17 protein-coding genes and 1 pseudogene are annotated in these 18,521 nt (G+C 53.5%); 6 read left to right on the top strand and 12 right to left on the bottom strand.

The window, feature by feature from the left end; all coding sequences use genetic code 11:
* The 11 genes from hisS to IPJ12_17995 form a co-directional block, all read right to left on the bottom strand.
* Positions 1-1,290 carry a histidine--tRNA ligase gene (gene hisS / locus IPJ12_18045; protein MBK7648996.1) on the bottom strand — a complete coding sequence of 430 codons (1,290 nt, stop codon included), beginning with the start codon at positions 1,288-1,290 and terminating at the stop codon, positions 1-3.
* Complete coding sequence (ispG, locus tag IPJ12_18040; protein ID MBK7648995.1) at positions 1,287-2,516, bottom strand: flavodoxin-dependent (E)-4-hydroxy-3-methylbut-2-enyl-diphosphate synthase; 1,230 nt, start codon at positions 2,514-2,516, stop codon at positions 1,287-1,289. The genes hisS and ispG overlap by 4 nt, the downstream gene beginning before the upstream one ends.
* Before the next feature lie 3 nt (positions 2,517-2,519).
* Complete coding sequence (locus tag IPJ12_18035) at positions 2,520-3,467, bottom strand: helix-turn-helix domain-containing protein (GenBank protein ID MBK7648994.1); 948 nt, start codon at positions 3,465-3,467, stop codon at positions 2,520-2,522.
* Positions 3,464-4,264, bottom strand: a complete 801-nt coding sequence (gene pilW, locus IPJ12_18030; GenBank protein MBK7648993.1) for a type IV pilus biogenesis/stability protein PilW — start codon at positions 4,262-4,264, stop codon at positions 3,464-3,466. The genes IPJ12_18035 and pilW overlap by 4 nt, the downstream gene beginning before the upstream one ends.
* Positions 4,261-5,355 carry a 23S rRNA (adenine(2503)-C(2))-methyltransferase RlmN gene (rlmN, locus tag IPJ12_18025; GenBank protein ID MBK7648992.1) on the bottom strand — a complete coding sequence of 365 codons (1,095 nt, stop codon included), beginning with the start codon at positions 5,353-5,355 and terminating at the stop codon, positions 4,261-4,263. Before rlmN ends, pilW begins: the two co-directional genes overlap by 4 nt.
* A gap of 9 nt (positions 5,356-5,364) precedes the next feature.
* Positions 5,365-5,793 carry a nucleoside-diphosphate kinase gene (gene ndk / locus IPJ12_18020; protein ID MBK7648991.1) on the bottom strand — a complete coding sequence of 143 codons (429 nt, stop codon included), beginning with the start codon at positions 5,791-5,793 and terminating at the stop codon, positions 5,365-5,367.
* 72 nt (positions 5,794-5,865) lie between these two features.
* On the bottom strand, positions 5,866-6,552 hold the full coding sequence (locus tag IPJ12_18015) for a hypothetical protein (protein ID MBK7648990.1): 687 nt from the start codon (positions 6,550-6,552) through the stop codon (positions 5,866-5,868).
* A 111-nt stretch (positions 6,553-6,663) separates the two neighbouring features.
* The gene (locus tag IPJ12_18010; protein ID MBK7648989.1) at positions 6,664-7,947 is read right to left on the bottom strand and encodes a TRAP transporter large permease subunit; all 1,284 of its coding nucleotides are present in this window, start codon (positions 7,945-7,947) and stop codon (positions 6,664-6,666) included.
* Positions 7,944-8,729, bottom strand: a complete 786-nt coding sequence (locus IPJ12_18005) for a TRAP transporter small permease (protein MBK7648988.1) — start codon at positions 8,727-8,729, stop codon at positions 7,944-7,946. Before IPJ12_18005 ends, IPJ12_18010 begins: the two co-directional genes overlap by 4 nt.
* Before the next feature lie 61 nt (positions 8,730-8,790).
* Positions 8,791-9,789: a TRAP transporter substrate-binding protein gene (locus IPJ12_18000; protein ID MBK7648987.1), complete on the bottom strand. Its 999-nt coding sequence runs from the start codon at positions 9,787-9,789 to the stop codon at positions 8,791-8,793.
* A gap of 154 nt (positions 9,790-9,943) precedes the next feature.
* Positions 9,944-11,293 carry a dicarboxylate/amino acid:cation symporter gene (locus IPJ12_17995; GenBank protein ID MBK7648986.1) on the bottom strand — a complete coding sequence of 450 codons (1,350 nt, stop codon included), beginning with the start codon at positions 11,291-11,293 and terminating at the stop codon, positions 9,944-9,946.
* A 149-nt stretch (positions 11,294-11,442) separates the two neighbouring features.
* On the opposite strand from IPJ12_17995, the gene IPJ12_17990 reads away from it, so the two are divergent.
* The 6 genes and pseudogenes from IPJ12_17990 (at position 11,443) to IPJ12_17965 (ending at position 17,882) form a co-directional block, all read left to right on the top strand.
* On the top strand, positions 11,443-13,428 hold the full coding sequence (locus tag IPJ12_17990; protein ID MBK7648985.1) for a PAS domain S-box protein: 1,986 nt from the start codon (positions 11,443-11,445) through the stop codon (positions 13,426-13,428).
* A pseudogene (locus tag IPJ12_17985) lies at positions 13,425-14,020 on the top strand (response regulator transcription factor). The gene IPJ12_17990 and the pseudogene IPJ12_17985 overlap by 4 nt, the downstream one beginning before the upstream one ends.
* A 109-nt stretch (positions 14,021-14,129) precedes the next feature.
* Entirely contained in the window at positions 14,130-14,456 is a 327-nt protein-coding gene (trxA, locus tag IPJ12_17980) for a thioredoxin TrxA (GenBank protein MBK7648984.1), read from the top strand.
* A gap of 163 nt (positions 14,457-14,619) precedes the next feature.
* Entirely contained in the window at positions 14,620-15,879 is a 1,260-nt protein-coding gene (rho, locus tag IPJ12_17975) for a transcription termination factor Rho (GenBank protein ID MBK7648983.1), read from the top strand.
* Positions 15,880-15,971: 92 nt separating this feature from the next.
* Positions 15,972-16,196, top strand: a complete 225-nt coding sequence (rpmE, locus tag IPJ12_17970) for a 50S ribosomal protein L31 (GenBank protein ID MBK7648982.1) — start codon at positions 15,972-15,974, stop codon at positions 16,194-16,196.
* Positions 16,197-16,259: 63 nt separating this feature from the next.
* Positions 16,260-17,882 (top strand): glycosyltransferase family 39 protein, encoded by a 1,623-nt coding sequence (locus IPJ12_17965; GenBank protein MBK7648981.1) that lies wholly within the window; start codon positions 16,260-16,262, stop codon positions 17,880-17,882.
* Between the two features lie 70 nt (positions 17,883-17,952).
* Here IPJ12_17965 and orn read toward each other — a convergent pair whose 3' ends face one another.
* Complete coding sequence (gene orn, locus IPJ12_17960) at positions 17,953-18,498, bottom strand: oligoribonuclease (protein ID MBK7648980.1); 546 nt, start codon at positions 18,496-18,498, stop codon at positions 17,953-17,955.
* Positions 18,499-18,521: the final 23 nt, after the last annotated feature.

The raw sequence follows: 18,521 nt of genomic DNA, 5'->3' as shown, positions 1-18,521 counted from the left end.
TTATTCCTCTTTGTCTGAATCAATAATTTGGTCGATGATGGCTTCAGCCAAATCGTCAACTTTTAACTTGCGCTGTTCAATGCCTTCCTGACGCAGCGATTTCAACTGAGCCTCTCCGGTACTAGCCTCATCCTCACCGATAATGACCGCAAAAGTAGCGCCACTGCCATCGGCTTTTTTCATTTGTGACTTGAAGCTGCCACCACCACAATGCAACAGTACGTCGACGCCATGATCCCTCAAGCCTTCGGCCACGCGGAATGCAAGTCGTGATGCTTCGTCACCTTGATGAACAATGTAGACATCAGGCATCGGTGCTGCCGGCTCCCCACCTGACTCCTTGATTAGCGCGACAAGGCGCTCAACCCCCATTGCAAACCCGCACGCCGGCATCGCCTTGCCACCCAGTTGACTGACCAATCCATCGTAGCGACCACCAGCACACACTGTTCCTTGAGCACCAAGCTTGTCGGTTACCCATTCAAACACGGTCAGATTGTAATAATCGAGACCCCGAACCAGACGTGGATTAACCGTAAAAGGAATGCCTGCATCACGCAGTACGCGCTGCACACCTTCAAAATGTGCCAGCGACTCAGCGCCGAGATAGTCAATCAGCCTTGGCGCGCCGCTGCACAGTTCCTGCATGACCGGGTTCTTGGTATCAAGGATACGCAGCGGGTTGGTATGCAGGCGACGCTTGGCCTCCTCGTCGAGCAACTCGATGTTTGCTTCGAAGTAAGCAATCAGCGCAGTTCTGTGTAACGACCGCTCTTCCTGCTGGCCCAGACTGTTGAGCTGCAACTCAATGCCATCCAACCCAAGGTCAGCCCAAAGACGGGCACCCATCAGGATCATTTCGGCATCGATATCAGGGCCTGCTATGCCAAAAGACTCGACACCAACCTGATGAAACTGGCGATAGCGCCCTTTTTGCGGGCGCTCGTGGCGATACATCTGGCCAATATAGTAGAGACGCTGAGTCTGGCGGGCAGCTAGATTGTGTTCTATGACAGCACGTACGCAACCTGCCGTGCCCTCTGGACGCAAGGTAAGCGCTTCACCATTCAAACCATCGATGAAGGAATACATTTCCTTTTCGACAATATCGGTCACTTCGCCGATCGCCCGTTTGAAAAGCGGTGTCGGTTCAACAATGGGCATGCGGATTGGGCGATACCCGTAGCTTTTCAGCCACGACCGGATGGTGTCTTCGAACAACTCCCAGAATGCCGCTTCGTCGGGCAGGATATCGTTCATCCCGCGAACGGCTTGCAATTTTTGACTCATGCCTGCAATTTTTTCTTATAGGTACGCGCCACGTAGCACTCAATAATTTGCTTGAATTCGTTGGCGATATTGTCGCCTTTCAAGGTAACCGTCTTCTGGCCATCCTCATAGACCGGAGCGGAAGGTGCCTCGCCCGTCCCGGGGAGAGAGATACCAATATTGGCGTGCTTTGACTCACCGGGGCCATTAACGATGCACCCCATGACCGCCAGCGTCATGTTCTCGGCGCCATCGTATTGAAGTTTCCATTCCGGCATTTTGGCACGGACAAAATCTTGTACCTGACCTGCCAACTCCTGGAAAAATGTACTGGTCGTCCGGCCACATCCCGGACAGGCTGCAACCATCGGGGTAAAAGCACGAAGCCCCATAGTCTGCAAAATTTCCTGAGCAACTATAACTTCCCGCGACCGCGAACCGCCAGGCTCCGGCGTTAACGAAATTCGAATCGTGTCGCCGATGCCTTCCTGCAGCAGAACAGACAAGGCTGCGGTCGACGCGACGATACCTTTCGACCCCATGCCAGCCTCAGTCAGTCCAAGATGAAGCGCATAATCTGCACGGTTTGATAATTCGCGATAGATGGCGATCAAGTCCTGAACACTTGAAACCTTGCAGGACAGAATGATTTTTTCTCCAGCAAGCCCGACCTCTTCAGCCTTGGCTGCTGACTCAAGCGCCGATGTCACCATCGCATGGCGCATGATCGCCGATGCATCCAACGGCTGCGGTCTACGGGAATTTTCGTCCATAATCCGAGCCAGTAAATCCTGATCAAGGCTACCCCAATTCACACCAATTCGTACGGGCTTGTCATACTTGCAAGCCAGCTCGACCATCTGGGCGAACTGCTCATCCTTTTTCTTGCCAAAACCGACATTCCCTGGATTGATCCGGTATTTGGCCAACGCCTCGGCACAAGCCGGGTGCTCAATCAGCAGACGATGCCCATTGTAATGAAAATCACCGATCAACGGCACATTGCAATTCATCCGGTCGAGATGCTCTCGAATTTTTGGCACTGCGGCAGCAGCTTCCGGCGTATTTACCGTAATGCGGACCAGTTCGGAACCAGCCCTGGCCAGCTCCGCGGTCTGCAAAGCGGTAGCCAGATAATCCGCAGTATCGGTATTGGTCATTGACTGAACAACGACCGGCGCATCAGCCCCCAATTTCACATTGCCGACGTAACAAGACCGAGTCAAACGCTTAGCAACCGCACTCACCACTTACTCCAAAACCAGGCGGGCAACATCGCCGCGGGTATGTGGGGCCAGATCGACAGCCTCACCGTGCCAAAAGAGGCGGACACCCGGGGCGTAACCAATTTTTATGGACAAGGGGCCTTGCCCCGAGAGCGTCTGTTCCGTACCAGCAGTCAGCTTCTGGGAAAACACTAATTTATTGTCACGATCGCGCACTTCAAGCCAGGAGTCCTTTTCAAACAGAAAACGCATCTGCGGCGCCGTAGCAACTGGAGCAGCCAAGGGAGCCGACGATGGCTGCTTAAGATCAGGACGCGAGACAGATGCCTCAGGAACTTTGGCAACAGGTAGCTCCGCCGGGGTCTCAATTGGTGCCAGCACTTGCGGATTCATGACTTGCTGAGGCGTTGATCCCGGCGGAAAGACTGGATCAACTACAGGAACGGCCGGAGCAGCTACCGTTGGTGCATCCACTTGCTTACGAGCCAGCGAGTCAAGCAACGACTGCGTACTTTCACGCAATGAGGAAAGATTGCCTGCCATCAGAAAATACGCCAACGCGGACAAAACAACGAATATCGCACCTAACACCACAACAAGTCTGCTACGCCGGGAGACAGTGCTCCCGGAATGAGGCATCTCGGCTGGTGGAGAGTCAGAGACTGCGAGCGTATTGACCGGCTTTTCCAGGGCTTGATCAAGTTGCAGCATCAATGGCACAGGATCTATCTGCATCAAACGAGCATAGTTTCTGACGAAGCCGCGGACAAACGTATTTCCCGGTAGCCCTTTCCAATCACCGCTTTCCAGCGCTTCAACCTGACGCGGTCCAAGTTTAAGCGTTTGTGCGATATCCAGAAGTTCGATTCCACGGGACTCACGCGCCAAACGCAGTTGCTCACCAACGGGCACACCAGTAAAAGCTATAACTTCTTCTGCGACCTTTTCGTGTGTACTGACCTGCTCATTCATTCAAAATTACCCTTTAGGAATTCCTGATACTCCAGCGACGTTGGATAACGGCCTCTTAGTTGAGAGGCATAGCCACTTTCTGCAGAAGCGTTACCTTGTTTACGTTCCAGTCTCAAGCCAAGCCAGAGAGCCTCCGCAGTCGGCGGCTCCATCATTTTCAGCGCGTCGTTCAGATAGACCCGAGCCTCGTTAAAAATGCCACGCTGGTAAAAAACCTTGGCGAGTTGGAAGCGCGTCGTCATTGCCCCGTCACGCGACAACTGCAGCGCCTTCAATAAATAGTCTTGCGCACTATCAAGATCACCGGACTTCAAAGCACATGTACCAGCATTGGTATAAGCCCGATCCGGTGTTTCATATAGTGGGCTCTTAAGTGCGTTAAGAAAATACGCGATGGATTGGCGCTCTTTACCTGTTTCGCAAAGGTACCAACCATAATTATTATTGACATCAGGATCGTTCGGCGCAATTTCCAGCGCCCTGCGAAAATCCTCCTCAGCTTTACCATACTCCTTCAACGATGCATGGACCAATCCACGCACACTGTAGGCTTGGTAGTAGTTGGCATCAGCGCTTAAGGCGATACGCAACTCGTCCAGTGCGACGCCGGGATTCCCCACCTGAAAATACATCGATCCGAGTTCTGTATGAACCTTGGCACGATTATGTGGATCTGTCGTGCTTTTTGACTGGCCGGTCGCCGATGGATTGAAGTCGTACTGCGCCTGAGCAGAGAAAACACCGAGCACGCTCAAACATAGACCAAAAATTAGGTGTACCCGCGAAAATGCGTTCACGATCTTGCCTCCACGATAGGAATCATTCGGCTGGCGGTGCGCTTCGTTTTATCCTTGACCTGTCCAGCCAATTGGCCGCAGGCGGCATCAATGTCGTCTCCGCGCGTCTTGCGCGTGGTTGTCACGATACCAGCCTGCATCAGGATGTCTGCGAAACGTCGCACCCGTTCAGCGGAAGATCGCCGGAATGGCGACCCCGGGAAGGGATTGAAGGGGATCAGGTTAAATTTGCAATGAACAGGCTTGACCAGCGCCAGCAATTCGCGGGCGTGAGCATCACTGTCATTGATGCCGTCGAGCATGATGTACTCGAAGGTAATAAAATCGCGCGGCGCCTTGTCCAGATAACGGTTGCACGCTACCATCAGCTCCTTGAGCGGGTATTTCTGATTGATCGGCACCAACTCATCGCGCAGCTTGTCGTTGGATGCATGCAGCGATACGGCCAGCGCTACCGGGCACTCGTCACCCAAGCGGTCCATGACTGGGACCAGTCCCGATGTCGACACAGTGACACGACGGCGTGACAAGCCATACGCGTTATCATCGAGCATCAACTTTAATGCCGCCACTGAGTTTTCGAAATTGGCGAGAGGCTCGCCCATGCCCATCAGTACAACATTGGAAATTACGCGCTCATTACCGTGCACCGCGCCAAGCGCGTGATTGGCCAGCCACAACTGTCCAATAATTTCCGCGACCGTCAGATTACGGTTAAAACCTTGCTTGCCGGTTGAACAGAAGGCACAGTCAAGCGCACAACCAGCTTGTGTCGAAATACACAACGTACCTCGGTCGTCTTCGGGAATGAACACCGTTTCGACCGCATTGCCGTTACCGACATCGATCAAAAACTTGCGCGTGCCGTCATCCGACAACTTGTCGGAAACGATGGCAGGCGGTGCCACGACCGCTTTGGCCTTGAGTTTCTCGCGAAGGCTCTTGGCGATATCGGTCATGGCATCGAAGTCCGCCACGCCGGAACGATGGATCCAGCGCAAGACCTGCTTGGCGCGGAAGGGCTTTTCACCCTGCTCGGCAAACCAGGCGGTCAGGCTTTCGCCATCGAAATCCAACAGATTGACGGTCATTTGCTTTGCTTAGCGGCCAGCGTAGGTGTTCATGCCCGGGAAGAAGAAGGCAATTTCCACAGCAGCGGTTTCCGGTGCGTCAGAGCCATGAACGGCGTTGGCATCGATGGATTCAGCGAAGTCGGCGCGGATGGTACCGGCGGCAGCTTCCTTCGGATTGGTTGCACCCATCAACTCGCGGTTCTTGGCGATGGCGTTTTCGCCCTCCAGAGCCTGAATCATCACCGGACCTGAGGTCATGAAGGAAACCAGATCCTTGAAGAAAGGACGCGCTTTGTGAACGGCGTAAAACTGGCCGGCTTCCTGCTCGGACAACCAAGTCATGCGGGCGGCGACAACCTTCAGGCCGTTCGACTCAAAACGGGAGTAGATCTTGCCAATAATGTTCTTGGCGACAGCGTCAGGTTTGATGATGGAGAGGGTGCGTTCGATAGCCATGTGATTGCTCCGGTAAAGCTATTTAGTTGAAAAACGGACGATTTTAACAGAATCAGAACATGCGCGCCCGCTTCACTGTGCACTCGGCTTCACGCCTTTCCCCACTTTCAGCGGCTCGCGCAATAGCGCAAAATCGCGTGGTGCCACGTATTGCAACAGCTCTTTGCCCTCGGCATCGACCACGACATCCAGCCCTTTTTCCGGATAGAGCAGGTGTACGCGTGTCTCGGAAACCACCAGCCGCTCGCCGGGCTGTCCAAAACGCTGTACCACGGCTGCCTCATCAAGATTGATGGTCGGAATGACGCTGATTGCCTTGATCGGCATCTCATCCACGGCAGCCAAATCGTCAGCTTGTAGCGTGATCTTCCGTGTGGTGCTTTCCATATGTTTCGCCTTCAAAGCCCGTTCCCGAAATTCGGAAATCAGCTCTTTTTTCGCGTCGACCGTGACAATCACCTTGGCAAGCACAAATCCCAGCGCGAGCTGCGGATAATAGCCTTCCAGCATGCCGACTTCGTCAGGCTCTGCAATGATGGCAACATCCATCTCTCCCCCAAACCGTTGCCGGGCATCGCCCAGCGTGCTGACGCCCGGAATCAGTCCAAAAACCTTGCTGCCACCCTTGCCATCCAGTTCAATCTGCCAAGGTAGATTGCTGTTTGGATCAACGCCTTGTTCCTTGCCAACCCCCGGTAGTAGAAACGGAACGAGCAATGCCAAGACGACGAGCACAACGATGGAAATAGCAAATTTCATGAGTATCTAATGAGTATCTAATATGGCGTGCGGGAACAGATTGTGCCACACCTGCCCCGCTCGTAAAAAAAGCCCCGCGTCGCGCGGGGCTTTTTTTCGATGTTGCCTTGCCTAGAGCATCCCAAGCTGCTGAGGTAGCCACAAAGAGAGGCTCGGCCAATAGGTCACGACCATCAGGAAACACAACATGGAGAGTAACCACGGCCAGACAGCGACAGTCAGTTCGGTGATACCCATCTTGGTAATCCCCGAGGCGACATACAGATTTAATCCAACCGGCGGATGACACATGCCGACTTCCATATTTACAACCATCAAAATACCGAAGTGAACCGGATGAATCCCCAGCTTGACGGCCACCGGGAACAAAATGGGTGCAAAAATCAGAACGATTGACGACGGCTCCATAAAATTACCAGCGAGCAGCAGAATGACGTTGACCGCCAGCAAAAAGGTGATCAGACCCAGACCATGCCCCAACATCCAGTCAGCCAGTGCCTGCGGGATATTCTCATTGGTCATGATGAACGAGAAGAGCACAGCATTGGTGATGATGTAGAGCAGCATCGCCGACATGTTGGCTGAATTCAGCAAAACCTTCGGCACGTCCTTCAGGCCCAGATCGCGATAGATGAAAACTGCACAAATAAACGCGTAGACCGCAGACATTGCTGCCGCTTCGGTTGGCGTGAAAATGCCCGTGTAGATACCGCCCATCACCACAACGATCAACAGCAGCCCCCAGACCGAAGCACGGAAGGCTTTCCAGCGTTCGCCCCAGGTCGCCTTGGGCTGGCGCGGGTAATCGTATTTACGGGCGCGATACCAGGTCACCCCGCCCAACGTAAGCGCCAATGCAATACCGGGCACCACGCCAGCCATGAACAGGGCGCCGACCGAGGTATTGGTTGCCACCGAGTACATCACCATGACGATCGATGGCGGGATCAGGATGCCGAGCGCCCCCGAGGTTGAAATCACACCAGCCCCGAATTTCTTGGGAAACCCCGCCTTGACCATCGCTGGCAGAAGGATTGAGCCGATCGCAACCACAGTCGCCGGGCTCGACCCGGAGACTGCCGCAAACAGCGCGCAAGCCACAACACCAGCCAGACCAAGGCCGCCATACCAGTGACCCACCATTGAGGTCGCGAAATTGATCATCCGTTTCGCCACCCCGCCGTGAGTCAAAAAATTGCCGGCGAGGATGAAGAACGGAATGGCCATGATCTCGAACTTCTCGATACCGGTGAATAGCTTCAGCGCCACCGACTCGAGCGGCACCTGAGTCATCGTGAACAGGAAAGTCAATACGGTCAGACCGAGCGAAATCGAGATCGGCATGCCGGTCAGCATGAGAATGGCCAGCAGGCCAAAAATTACCACGGCGTTCATTGCTGGCCTCCTTGCTTTTCGTCGGAATTTCGACGTTGACCGTGGCGACGGTCGCTATCGGAGGACTGGTCACCGTCCTCTCGACGATCGTCACCACTGCGACGCTCGCCGAATTGTTCGTGTTTCAGATCATGCATGTGCAGGTTATCGCCCATGCCATAGACATCGACATCGACCGCCAGCCCATCTTCTTCCTCCAGCCCTTCGACGTGACCATGATCGTGATGCGGCAATTCGCCAGTCTTCGAGAATCCCCAGGCGACTTGAAGGAAACGGAAGCACATTAGGGACGATCCCAGCGGAATCGCGCTATAGACCATCCAGGTCGGCCATTCCAGATCCGGCGTGGTCGGCCCCTCATAGAGGTCCTCACCATGAACGCCAAGGAAATTGAAAATGGCGTAATGCGCCCCATTGTCCCAGACAAAAGTCGCACCCAGAGCGCCCACGATGCCTGTAAACAGAGCCCCTGCCAGCAGGCCAAAGATAATGAATTTCCCGCGAAAGCGATCGCTCAGGCGGTTGATCAGCACATCAACACCGACGTGGATGCCGGTACGCACCCCGTAGGCAGCGCCGAACTTGGCCATCCATACAAACATGATGATGCAGAGCTCCTGAGCCCAACTGAAATTGAGGCTGAGCAACCAATCCTGCAAGCCCGGAATTTCGACCCCAGCCAGATAGCGATGCATGACTGAAACGAAGATGATCAGCGTCGCTGCACCCATCAGGAAGGTAACCAGCAACTCTTCTAGGTGATTGAGCACCTTGTTGATCATGACAGATCCCCCAGTTGAGTTCGGGAGCAGCAGCCCCCGAACTTTTTATTGTCGCGATGGATTACTGGCCGTTAAAACCGGTTTCCTTATAAACGGTCTGGATGATCTCCTTGCCGATGCGGCTTTCCATTTTCTGATGCACCGGCACCAGCGCTTTCTTGAAGGCTTGGCGCTCTTCTTTGGTCGGTACATAGACTGTCGTCTTGCCACTCTTCTTGACGGCCTCAAGGGCATTGTCGTTCTCGACCTTGGCGATCTGGTTGGCGTAGTGCGTCGCCTGTTCCATCGCATCTTCAAGTTGCTTGCGGATATCTGCAGGCAGCCCGTCCCAGAATTTCTTGTTCACGATCACCGCGTAGCCCAAATAGCCATGCTCAGTCAATGTCAGATATTTCTGTACCTCGTGCATCTTTTGGGTATAGAGGTTGGAAATCGGGTTTTCTGTACCGTCGACCACGCCCGTCTGCAAGGCCTGATAGACCTCCGAGAACGCCATCACCTGTGGCAAGGAGCCGAGCGCACGCATCTGCTCCTCAAGCACCTTGGAGGATTGGATGCGCATCTTCTTGCCCTTCAGATCGGCTGGCGTCTTGATTGGCGTATTGGCGGAAAACGACTTGAAACCGTTATCCCAATAGGCCAGGCCGCGAATGCCCTTGGGTTCCAGCTTGGCCAGAAGCATTTTACCGGCGGGACCGGTCGTCACTTTGTGCAACTCGTCATAGTTGTCAAAGATGTACGGCAGGTCAAACACCTCGAATTCCTTGACACCCAACGGCCCAAATTTGGCCAGCGAGGGTGCCAGCATCTGAACGGCGCCTAACTGCAGCGCCTCCATTTCTTCCTTGTCCTTGTAAAGCGTCGAGTTGGCATAGACCTCGACCTTGACTTTGCCTTTCGTCAGTTCGCTCGCCTTTTTGGCAAACATATCGGCAGCTTTCCCCTTGGGCGTGTCAGCAGCCACGACATGGCTGAACTTGATAACGATGGGCTGCTGGGCATGAGCAGCCAGTGACAGTGCACCGGCAAACAGGGCAATCAAAAGCTTGGATACCTTCATTATTTTCTCCTCCAAAAATGGCGCCGCACGACAAAATTGCAGCGTATTTAAATGATTACGAATTAATGAATGATCGGATATTGTGGATTTCCACATTCATTGGACCAAAAAAAACCGCCGGACCAGCCGGCGGTTTTTTATACGCGAATCGAGATCAATGATGATCGACTATCGGGCGAGGCGCGTGAGGAATAATCGCTTCGGGCGCATCATCCAAAACAAGTTCCGGGTTGTCTGCCTCGTCGGCCGTTTCGTTATTAAGAACCGCATTCATCCGATCAACATCAAGCGCCTTGCACCACTTGGCAACGACCAGAGTCGCCACGCTATTGCCGATGAAGTTGGTCAGGGCGCGCGCCTCGGACATGAAGCGGTCAATGCCGAGAATCAGTGCCAGACCAGCCACCGGTACAGTACCAACCGCCGAGAGTGTTGCAGCCAACACAATAAAGCCACTACCCGTCACCCCTGCCGCCCCTTTCGAGGTCAGCATCAAAATGATCAGTAGCGTGATCTGCTGTCCAAGATCCAACGGCGTATTGGTCGCCTGTGCAATAAAAATGGCGGCCATGGTCAGGTAGATCGATGTCCCGTCAAGATTGAACGAGTAACCTGTCGGCACAACCAGCCCCACCACCGATTTCTGGGCACCTACATTTTCCATCTTGGCCATCAAGCGCGGAAGTGCAGACTCCGAAGAGGATGTGCCCAGCACAAGGAAAAGCTCCTCCTTGATGTATTTGATCAATTTGATAATGGAAAAGCCATGAAACTTGGCAATACTGCCCAGCACACCAAAAATAAAGAGGAGGCAAGTCAGGTAGAAGGCCCCCATCAGACTGGCTAACTGAGTCAGGCTACCAACACCATGCTTGCCGATGGTATAGGCCATGGCACCGAAAGCACCGATCGGAGCAACCTTCATGATGACACCGACGATACCGAACAGGACGTGCGACAGCTTTTCGATCAAATCAAATACCGGCTTGCCACGCTCGCCGAAAGAGTGCATTGCATAGCCAAAGAGAATCGAGAAAAACAGCACCTGAAGCATGTCACCCTTGGCAAACGCATCTACCACGCTGGTCGGGATAATATTCATCAGAAACTCAGCCGTAGTCTGCATCTTCCCCGGCTCGGCATATTTGGCAATGCCTTTGGTGTCCAGCGTTGAGACATCGACATTCATGCCGACGCCCGGCGCCCAGACATTGACGACAATCAATCCAATAACCAACGCAATACTGCTAACCACTTCAAAGTAAAGCACTGCCAGGCCGCCAGTCTTGCCTACCTTCTTCATGTCTTCCATACCGGCAATGCCGACAACAATGGTACAAAAAATGATCGGAGCGATGATCATCTTGATCAGCTTGATGAAACCATCCCCCAACGGCTTCATAGCCGCACCTGTTTCGGGATAGAAATGGCCAAGCATTACCCCCACGGCAATGGCCACAAGTACCTGCAAGTAAAGACTTTTGAATATAGACTTTTTGGCCATGGAATTTTCGCTCCTGTAATGGCGTACGCCGGAAAATGCCGGACAACGAGTCGAAGTATCCTTAAGGTGGCAACGAGCAACAATTGTGGTTATCCGACTTGTGGAAAGCCACAATTCCCGGGATCAAACAGACGTGGGATACCATTTTCATGATTAACCTTGCCTCTCATCCAACCACAGGAAACTCGCGCCGCCTACGTTGGCTACTGGCCTTGCCAAAATTTGGCATCGTGCTGCTACTTGCCGCACTGATCGCATTACTCTGGTTACTCCACCGCAACGAAGCAGAGGAAGAGCGTTCAGCACTTATCAAGGACGTTCTTTGGCTTGAACAAAACCTCAGTTTTCATTTGAATGGCAATGAGGAGCAACTGCAGCAACTGGCTTTGGACATGGGAAATTCGCATGACCAAAAGTTATTCCGATTGCGCGCTGAACATATGCTGAAGAACTCGCCGGATATCGCACAAATTATCTGGTTTGACACAAAACGACGCGTGATCGATGCCCTGCCGACGATCCGACTCCCGGATGACGAGATTGAGGCTTTTGGGCCACCAATAACAGCGACTGCATTCGAGCTTGCAAGCCGCTTTGGCAAACGACAATACAGCGCCCCCTTTTTTCTCGAAGGTAACCGGGCCATGATAGAAATGCTAATTCCGGTTTTTGGCGGGCACCAAATCACGGGCATGCTTGCCGTTGTTTACCCATTGGAGAATCTGCTGGCCAATCAGGTACCGTGGTGGTTTACGGAGAAGTACAAAGTCGAGATTGTTGATAATAACGATGTGCATTACGCCACAAAAACGCACATCGAAGGCAATAGCGACTTGCGTTACGAAATCCCCTTCGATCCACCTGGGTCAGGGTTGATTCTGCGCGTAACCAGCTATCGAACACCAGACAACTCACTCCAACGTCTGCTTGTCGCTGCCATCGTACTACTTGGCACGGGTGTTTTCTGGAGCCTGTGGTTGGTCCGTGAACTGATACAAAAGCGAGCCATAGCCGAAGACGCATTACGCTCCGAACACGCCTTCAGAGCAGCGATGGAAGATTCACTGACGGTCGGCATGCGCGCTCGCGACCTTTTGGGACGCGTCATTTATGTGAACCCCGCCTTCTGTCTCATGACCGGCTTTAGTGCTGACGAACTGGTCAATCAGTCACCACCAATGCCCTACTGGGCACCGGAACAACTGGAAGAAACCTATGCCATACACCAAACCGTACTTTCAGGAAATGCACCGCTAGACGGCTTTGAAATCACCTTTATGCGCAAGAGCGGGGAGCGTTTCAATGCACTTGTCTATGAAGCAAAACTAATCGATGGTAATGGCAAACATACCGGCTGGATGGCCTCGGTACTAGACATCACTGAACGCAAACATGCCGAAGAATTGGCACGCCAGCAGCAAGAGCAACTTCAATTCACGTCGCGCCTGGTGACGATGGGAGAAATGGCATCAACGCTGGCCCACGAACTCAATCAACCACTTGCGGCAATTGCCAGCTACAACACCGGCTGCCTAAATCTATTGAACAGCGGCAAGGCATCCCCGAACGAAATATTACCCGCGCTGGAAAAAATCGGACTTCAAGCTCAGCGCGCGGGAAAGATCATCCGGCGGGTACACGACTTCGTCCGCAAGAGCGAGCCAAAACGTGCACCGTGCCAGCTTGGAGAAGTCATCGAAGACTGCCTGGGCTTCGTCGAGGCCGAGGCCAGGAAGCGCCACATCCGCATTGAATGCGACATCCCGCCGCTTCCCCCAATACCGGCCGATCGCCTGATGCTGGAACAAGTTCTTCTGAATCTGATTCGAAATGCCATGGAAGCAATGTCTGGCACACCAGAGGCACAGCGCCTGCTGCAGATCAGCATCACATCCAATCAAACCGAGTTGTTTGTCAAAGTTTTAGACTGCGGCACTGGCATTGCCCCGGAAGTACGCGAAAAATTGTTTACGGCCTTCTTCACCACTAAGCCAGAAGGCATGGGCATTGGCCTGTCCATCTGCCGATCGATTATCGAATTTCATCGCGGCAGACTATGGGCGGAAGACAATCCACAATCGCCCACAGGAAACGGTACGATATTCAGCTTCACCTTACCCTTGGAGGCCGAATGATCACGCCGTTAGCTCACCTGGTCGATGATGACGAAGCCATCCGAGACGCACTATCCTGGTTACTGAAATCACGCGGACTTCCATGCGCCACTTACGAATCAGCGGAAATCTTCCTTGCGGCTTGGTCCACGAATATGGCTGGATGCATTGTGCTCGACATGCGTATGTCGGGAATGAGCGGCTTGGACTGTTTTGATGAATTGAGCGCCCGTGAGTCCACCTTACCCATCATTTTCCTGACAGGGCATGGTGACGTGCCACTTGCAGTGGCCACGCTCAAAAAAGGCGCTTTCGACTTCTTGAAAAGCCCTTCAACGACAACGAACTGGTCACCCGTATCGAAGAAGCCATGGCCCTTGATGCCAATCAACGTATCGCCAATGCTACGGTCGACTCGGTAAAAGCTCGAGTTTCGACACTGACCACCCGCGAACGACAGATCATGGAACTGGTATTGGCCGGAAAATTCAACAAGGTCATCGCGGATCAACTAAATATCAGCATGCGCACCGTCGAGGTGCATCGGGCTAATATTTTTGACAAAATGCAGGTCAAAACAGCTGTCGAATTGGCGAATCTATTGAAACCCTGATGCCGAGGCTTCCCTACTGCCCCATTTTTCGCTAGCATCATGCAAACTGCTTGTCGCAACATTGCGGCGCAATACTACCCATTCGTTTCACCCATCCCATGAGGCAACCATGAGCGAGCACATTCATTACGTAACCGACGACACATTTGAAGAGGAAGTGCTGAAATCACAGCAGCCGGTTCTCGTCGACTACTGGGCCGAATGGTGCGGACCTTGCAAGATGATCGCCCCAATCCTTGATGAAGTTGCCACCGAGTACGCTGGCAAGCTCAAGGTAGCAAAGGTTAATATTGATGACAATCAGGCGACCCCTGCGAAATATGGCATTCGTGGCATTCCGACGCTAATGATCTTCAAGAATGGCAACATTGAAGCAACCAAGGTCGGCGCGCTTTCCAAGTCGCAACTTGCTGCCTTTATTGACAGCAACCTGTAATCTACGTAGTCTCCCTGCCTGAAGAAGCGTTCCGCTCCTTCAGGCAGACGCCTCCGGCCTCAAGCCCAAGCGTCAATCCCCACTCAAAAGCTACCAAGCTCTTGCGCCCCGGTTTTCGGGCAGCAGCCCGGCCCCACATTTTTCGGCGCCACTTACTCCCTACATGCAACTTTCCGAACTCAAAACACTACACGTCAGCAAACTGCTGGACATGGCCACCGAATTGGTCATCGAAAACGCCAACCGGATGCGTAAGCAGGAGTTGATTTACGCGATCCTGAAAGCGAAAGCCAAAAACGGCGAAACGATCTATGGTGACGGAACACTCGAAGTACTTCAGGATGGCTTTGGCTTTCTGCGATCATCTGACACCTCGTATCTGGCCAACCCTGACGACATCTATGTCTCACCATCGCAAGTACGCCGCTTCAACCTGCGTACCGGTGATACCGTCGAGGGCGAAATTCGCACGCCCAAGGAAGGCGAACGCTACGTTGCATTGACCAAGCTCGAGTCGATCAACGGTTTCCCGCCTGAGGCAAACAAGAACAAGATCATGTTCGAGAACCTGACGCCACTTCATCCGACGCGTCATCTAAAACTCGAACGCGACATCAAGTCCGAAGAAAACATCACCAGCCGCGTCATTGACATGATCGCCCCGGTCGGTTGCGGCCAGCGCGGCCTGCTCGTCGCCCCGCCAAAAACCGGCAAGACCGTGATGTTGCAGAATATTGCCCACGCCATCACCGCCAACCATCCGGAAGTTGTTCTGATTGTCCTGCTGATCGACGAGCGCCCGGAAGAAGTTACTGAAATGACCCGTACCGTCAAGGGCGAGGTTGTTGCCTCGACCTTTGACGAACCGGCATCGCGCCACGTCGCCGTTGCCGAAATGGTCATCGAAAAAGCCAAGCGCTTGGTCGAGCACAAGAAGGATGTGGTCATCCTGCTCGACTCGATCACTCGCCTCGCCCGTGCCTACAATACCGTACAACCGGCCTCCGGCAAGGTTCTGACCGGTGGTGTTGACGCCAATGCCCTGCAGAAGCCAAAGCGCTTCTTTGGTGCTGCGCGCAATATCGAGGAAGGTGGCTCGCTGACCATCCTCGCTACCGCACTGATTGACACCGGTTCGCGCATGGACGAGGTCATCTACGAAGAATTCAAGGGCACTGGCAACTCCGAAATCCACCTTGACCGTCGCATGGCCGAAAAACGGATGTACCCAGCGGTCAACGTCAATCGCTCCGGCACCCGCCGAGAAGAGCTGCTGCTCAAGCCCGATGTCCTGCAAAAAATGTGGGTCTTGCGCAAACTTTGCTACCCGATGGACGACCTCGAAGCGATGGAATTCCTGCTCGACAAGGTCAAATCCACCAAGGGCAATCAGGAATTCTTCGATGCGATGCGTCGGGGCTGATCATAAATATTGCAAGCTTGCAAATATTCAACGATAATCATGCGCTTGCCAGATCGGCCACATCCGCCGGTCGCTCGTTTAAAGGACAAAAGATGAAAGCCGATATCCACCCGAATTACAAAGAAGTGCAAGTCTCCTGCTCCTGCGGCAGCACTTTCACGACCCGTTCGACCATGAGCAAGGACAGCTTCCACGTTGAAGTCTGCTCGCTTTGCCATCCGTTCTACACGGGCAAGCAAAAGATTGTCGACACCGCTGGTCGTGTTGAACGCTTCAACCAGAAGTTTGGCGCCATGCGCGGTAAGGCCGCTGCCTGATCGTCAGCTGCGATTACGATATAAAAGGCAGCCATATGGCTGCCTTTTTCATTTCTGGCCGACATGCCTGATTTTCTCACCCTGATACGCCGCGGTATTCGCCTACCACCATCCGGCTGGATGTTGGCCGCCATGCTCGCCTTCTACGTACTCGCGGGCCTGTTTGGTCGCGACCCCTGGAAGGGTGAGGACGCGATCCATATCGGCACTGCTTGGCATATGTTGCACTTCGGAGACTGGCTCTCTCCCGATCTGGCTGGCCGGCCATTCCATGAACCTCCGCTCTATTACTGGAGCGCGGCCATCACCGGGAAGCTGTTTGGTTGGCTGTTGCCGGCACACGAAGCAATTCGCCTGGCAAGCGGCATCTGGGTCACGCTGACTTTAATGGGGCTTTATTATGCCAGCCGAGAATTTTATGGTGAAGAAGATGCGGCCGCCGGACCGCTGCTACTTGCCGGCTGCGCCGGCCTTCTTTTCCATGCGCACGATGCCCAGCCAATGCTTATTGCGCTTGCCGCCTATGCCGGCACCTTGGGCGCGCTTGCAGCAGTAGAACGAAAACCAAAACTGGCTGGCATCATCTACGGCGTCTCGCTAGCAGCGTGCCTGTTGGGGACGGGTATTGCACCGACACTGCCTCTGCTGGCGATTGCGCCCATCGCTTGGTGGCTATCGCCGGATCGACGGAAAGTATTGCAGACGCTACTCATCGGCTTCGGGTTGTCATTAGCGCTGATCGTGCCTTGGCCATTGCTGCTCCTCAATCTGGAACCTGCCCGTTTTCATGGCTGGCTGGCCACGGAACTTGCGCCGCTGAAAACCCCGTTCTCTATCTTGGGCGGTGGCAGATTCCTGATCATGTTGCCATGGTTTGCCTTTCCCGCATTCCCCTTGGCAGCTTGGACGCTGTGGATCCGGCGCAAACATATCAAGGCACCGGAACAACTTCTGCCGCTAGCATTTTTGCTCATCACTTTACTTATGCTTGCCTGGGCCTATAAGCCTCGTCAAATTCCGGCACTGCTATTGTTGCCCCCCTTGGCACTGCTAGCCACACCCGGTGCCCTAGCCTTGCGACGCGGCTCAGCGAATGCGTTCGACTGGTTTGCGATGTCGACATTCAGTGTTTTTGTGGGCATCGTCTGGCTCGCCTGGTCGGCGATGGTTCTAGGCTGGCCGACAACAATGGCAAAACGTGCACTGGTGCTACGCCCTGGCTTTATTGCCGAATTCAATTTGCTGGCATTGGTAATTGGATTAGTCGCAACTGCCTGGTGGGTCTGGTTGATTTCCACTGCGCCGCGATCCCCTTATCGTAGCCTGACGCACTGGACACTAGGATTCACCACACTCTGGCTACTGGCGACAACGCTGGTGATGCCGTGGTTTGATTACAACAAATCCTATCGACTGGTTGCTCAAGCCATCGCCAATACCCTTCCACCAGACCATGGATGCCTTGCTGAACGCGGCTTGAATGCAACGCAACTCGCCTCGCTGTCTTATTTTGTTGCGATTGAACCTGTTGCAGAAGCCTCCAAGGCCGGACAAGCCTGTGACTGGCTATTGGTCGTCGGCGACAAACGGCGAGAACTGGCTGCTCCCAATAGCCATTGGGTCAAGGTATGGGAAGGCAACCGCCCCGGTGACAGGAAGGAAACATTCCGCCTTTTGCGACGTTGATACTCCCGCCTCCCCCGAAGGAGCTGGAAATATAAAAATCCCAGCATCAGGCGTATCAAATGCCGTTCGTTTATCCCTTCAGGAAGTGCTCACGGTAGTACTTCATTTCATCGATTGATTCGTAGATATCCGCCATTGCCGTGTGCTTGCTCTTCTTTTTGAAACCTTTGTAAATTTCTGGCTGCCAACGCTTGCACAACTCTTTCAGAGTACTGACATCGAGATTTCGGTAGTGGAAAAATGTTTCCAGTGTCGGCATATAGCGCGCCATAAAGCGACGATCCTGCCCAATCGAATTTCCGCACATTGGCGAATGACCAGCCAATGCGTATTTTTTTAGAAACTCCAGTGCTTCCGCCTCAACCACTGACTCGTTCTTCGTTGATGCTTTGACCTTGTCAATCAAGCCAGAACGTCCATGGGTTTTCTGATTCCAGTCATCCATGCCGGCTAGAACCAGGTCGGATTGATGGACTACCCAAGATGGCGACTCGGCGACCATTTCCAATTCGGAATTGGTGACCACCATTGCCATTTCGATGATGCGATCGCCATCCGGGTTCAAACCGGTCATCTCCATGTCCAACCAGACGAGGTTGTTTGCGTTGCCTGCCATATAATTGCCCGAATTCATGAAAA

It is taken from the genome of Betaproteobacteria bacterium (assembly GCA_016709965.1).
GTDB classification, from domain to species: domain Bacteria; phylum Pseudomonadota; class Gammaproteobacteria; order Burkholderiales; family Rhodocyclaceae; genus Azonexus; species Azonexus amarohabitans.
The sequence above is the reverse complement of the archived record's forward strand: the minus strand, read 5'-3'. Positions and strand labels throughout refer to the sequence as shown.

Coding starts and splice junctions, on each gene's coding strand:
- IPJ12_17990 (MBK7648985.1), top strand. CDS start 11,443: ATGATTAACCTTGCCTCTCATCCAACCACAGGAAACTCGCGCCGCCTA.
- trxA (MBK7648984.1), top strand. CDS start 14,130: ATGAGCGAGCACATTCATTACGTAACCGACGACACATTTGAAGAGGAA.
- ndk (MBK7648991.1), bottom strand. CDS start 5,793: ATGGCTATCGAACGCACCCTCTCCATCATCAAACCTGACGCTGTCGCC.
- rlmN (MBK7648992.1), bottom strand. CDS start 5,355: ATGACCGTCAATCTGTTGGATTTCGATGGCGAAAGCCTGACCGCCTGG.
- orn (MBK7648980.1), bottom strand. CDS start 18,498: ATGGCAGGCAACGCAAACAACCTCGTCTGGTTGGACATGGAGATGACC.
- IPJ12_18005 (MBK7648988.1), bottom strand. CDS start 8,729: ATGATCAACAAGGTGCTCAATCACCTAGAAGAGTTGCTGGTTACCTTC.
- hisS (MBK7648996.1), bottom strand. CDS start 1,290: ATGAGTCAAAAATTGCAAGCCGTTCGCGGGATGAACGATATCCTGCCC.
- IPJ12_17995 (MBK7648986.1), bottom strand. CDS start 11,293: ATGGCCAAAAAGTCTATATTCAAAAGTCTTTACTTGCAGGTACTTGTG.
- IPJ12_18000 (MBK7648987.1), bottom strand. CDS start 9,789: ATGAAGGTATCCAAGCTTTTGATTGCCCTGTTTGCCGGTGCACTGTCA.
- IPJ12_18035 (MBK7648994.1), bottom strand. CDS start 3,467: ATGAATGAGCAGGTCAGTACACACGAAAAGGTCGCAGAAGAAGTTATA.
- IPJ12_18010 (MBK7648989.1), bottom strand. CDS start 7,947: ATGAACGCCGTGGTAATTTTTGGCCTGCTGGCCATTCTCATGCTGACC.
- IPJ12_17965 (MBK7648981.1), top strand. CDS start 16,260: ATGCCTGATTTTCTCACCCTGATACGCCGCGGTATTCGCCTACCACCA.
- rpmE (MBK7648982.1), top strand. CDS start 15,972: ATGAAAGCCGATATCCACCCGAATTACAAAGAAGTGCAAGTCTCCTGC.
- IPJ12_18015 (MBK7648990.1), bottom strand. CDS start 6,552: ATGAAATTTGCTATTTCCATCGTTGTGCTCGTCGTCTTGGCATTGCTC.
- rho (MBK7648983.1), top strand. CDS start 14,620: ATGCAACTTTCCGAACTCAAAACACTACACGTCAGCAAACTGCTGGAC.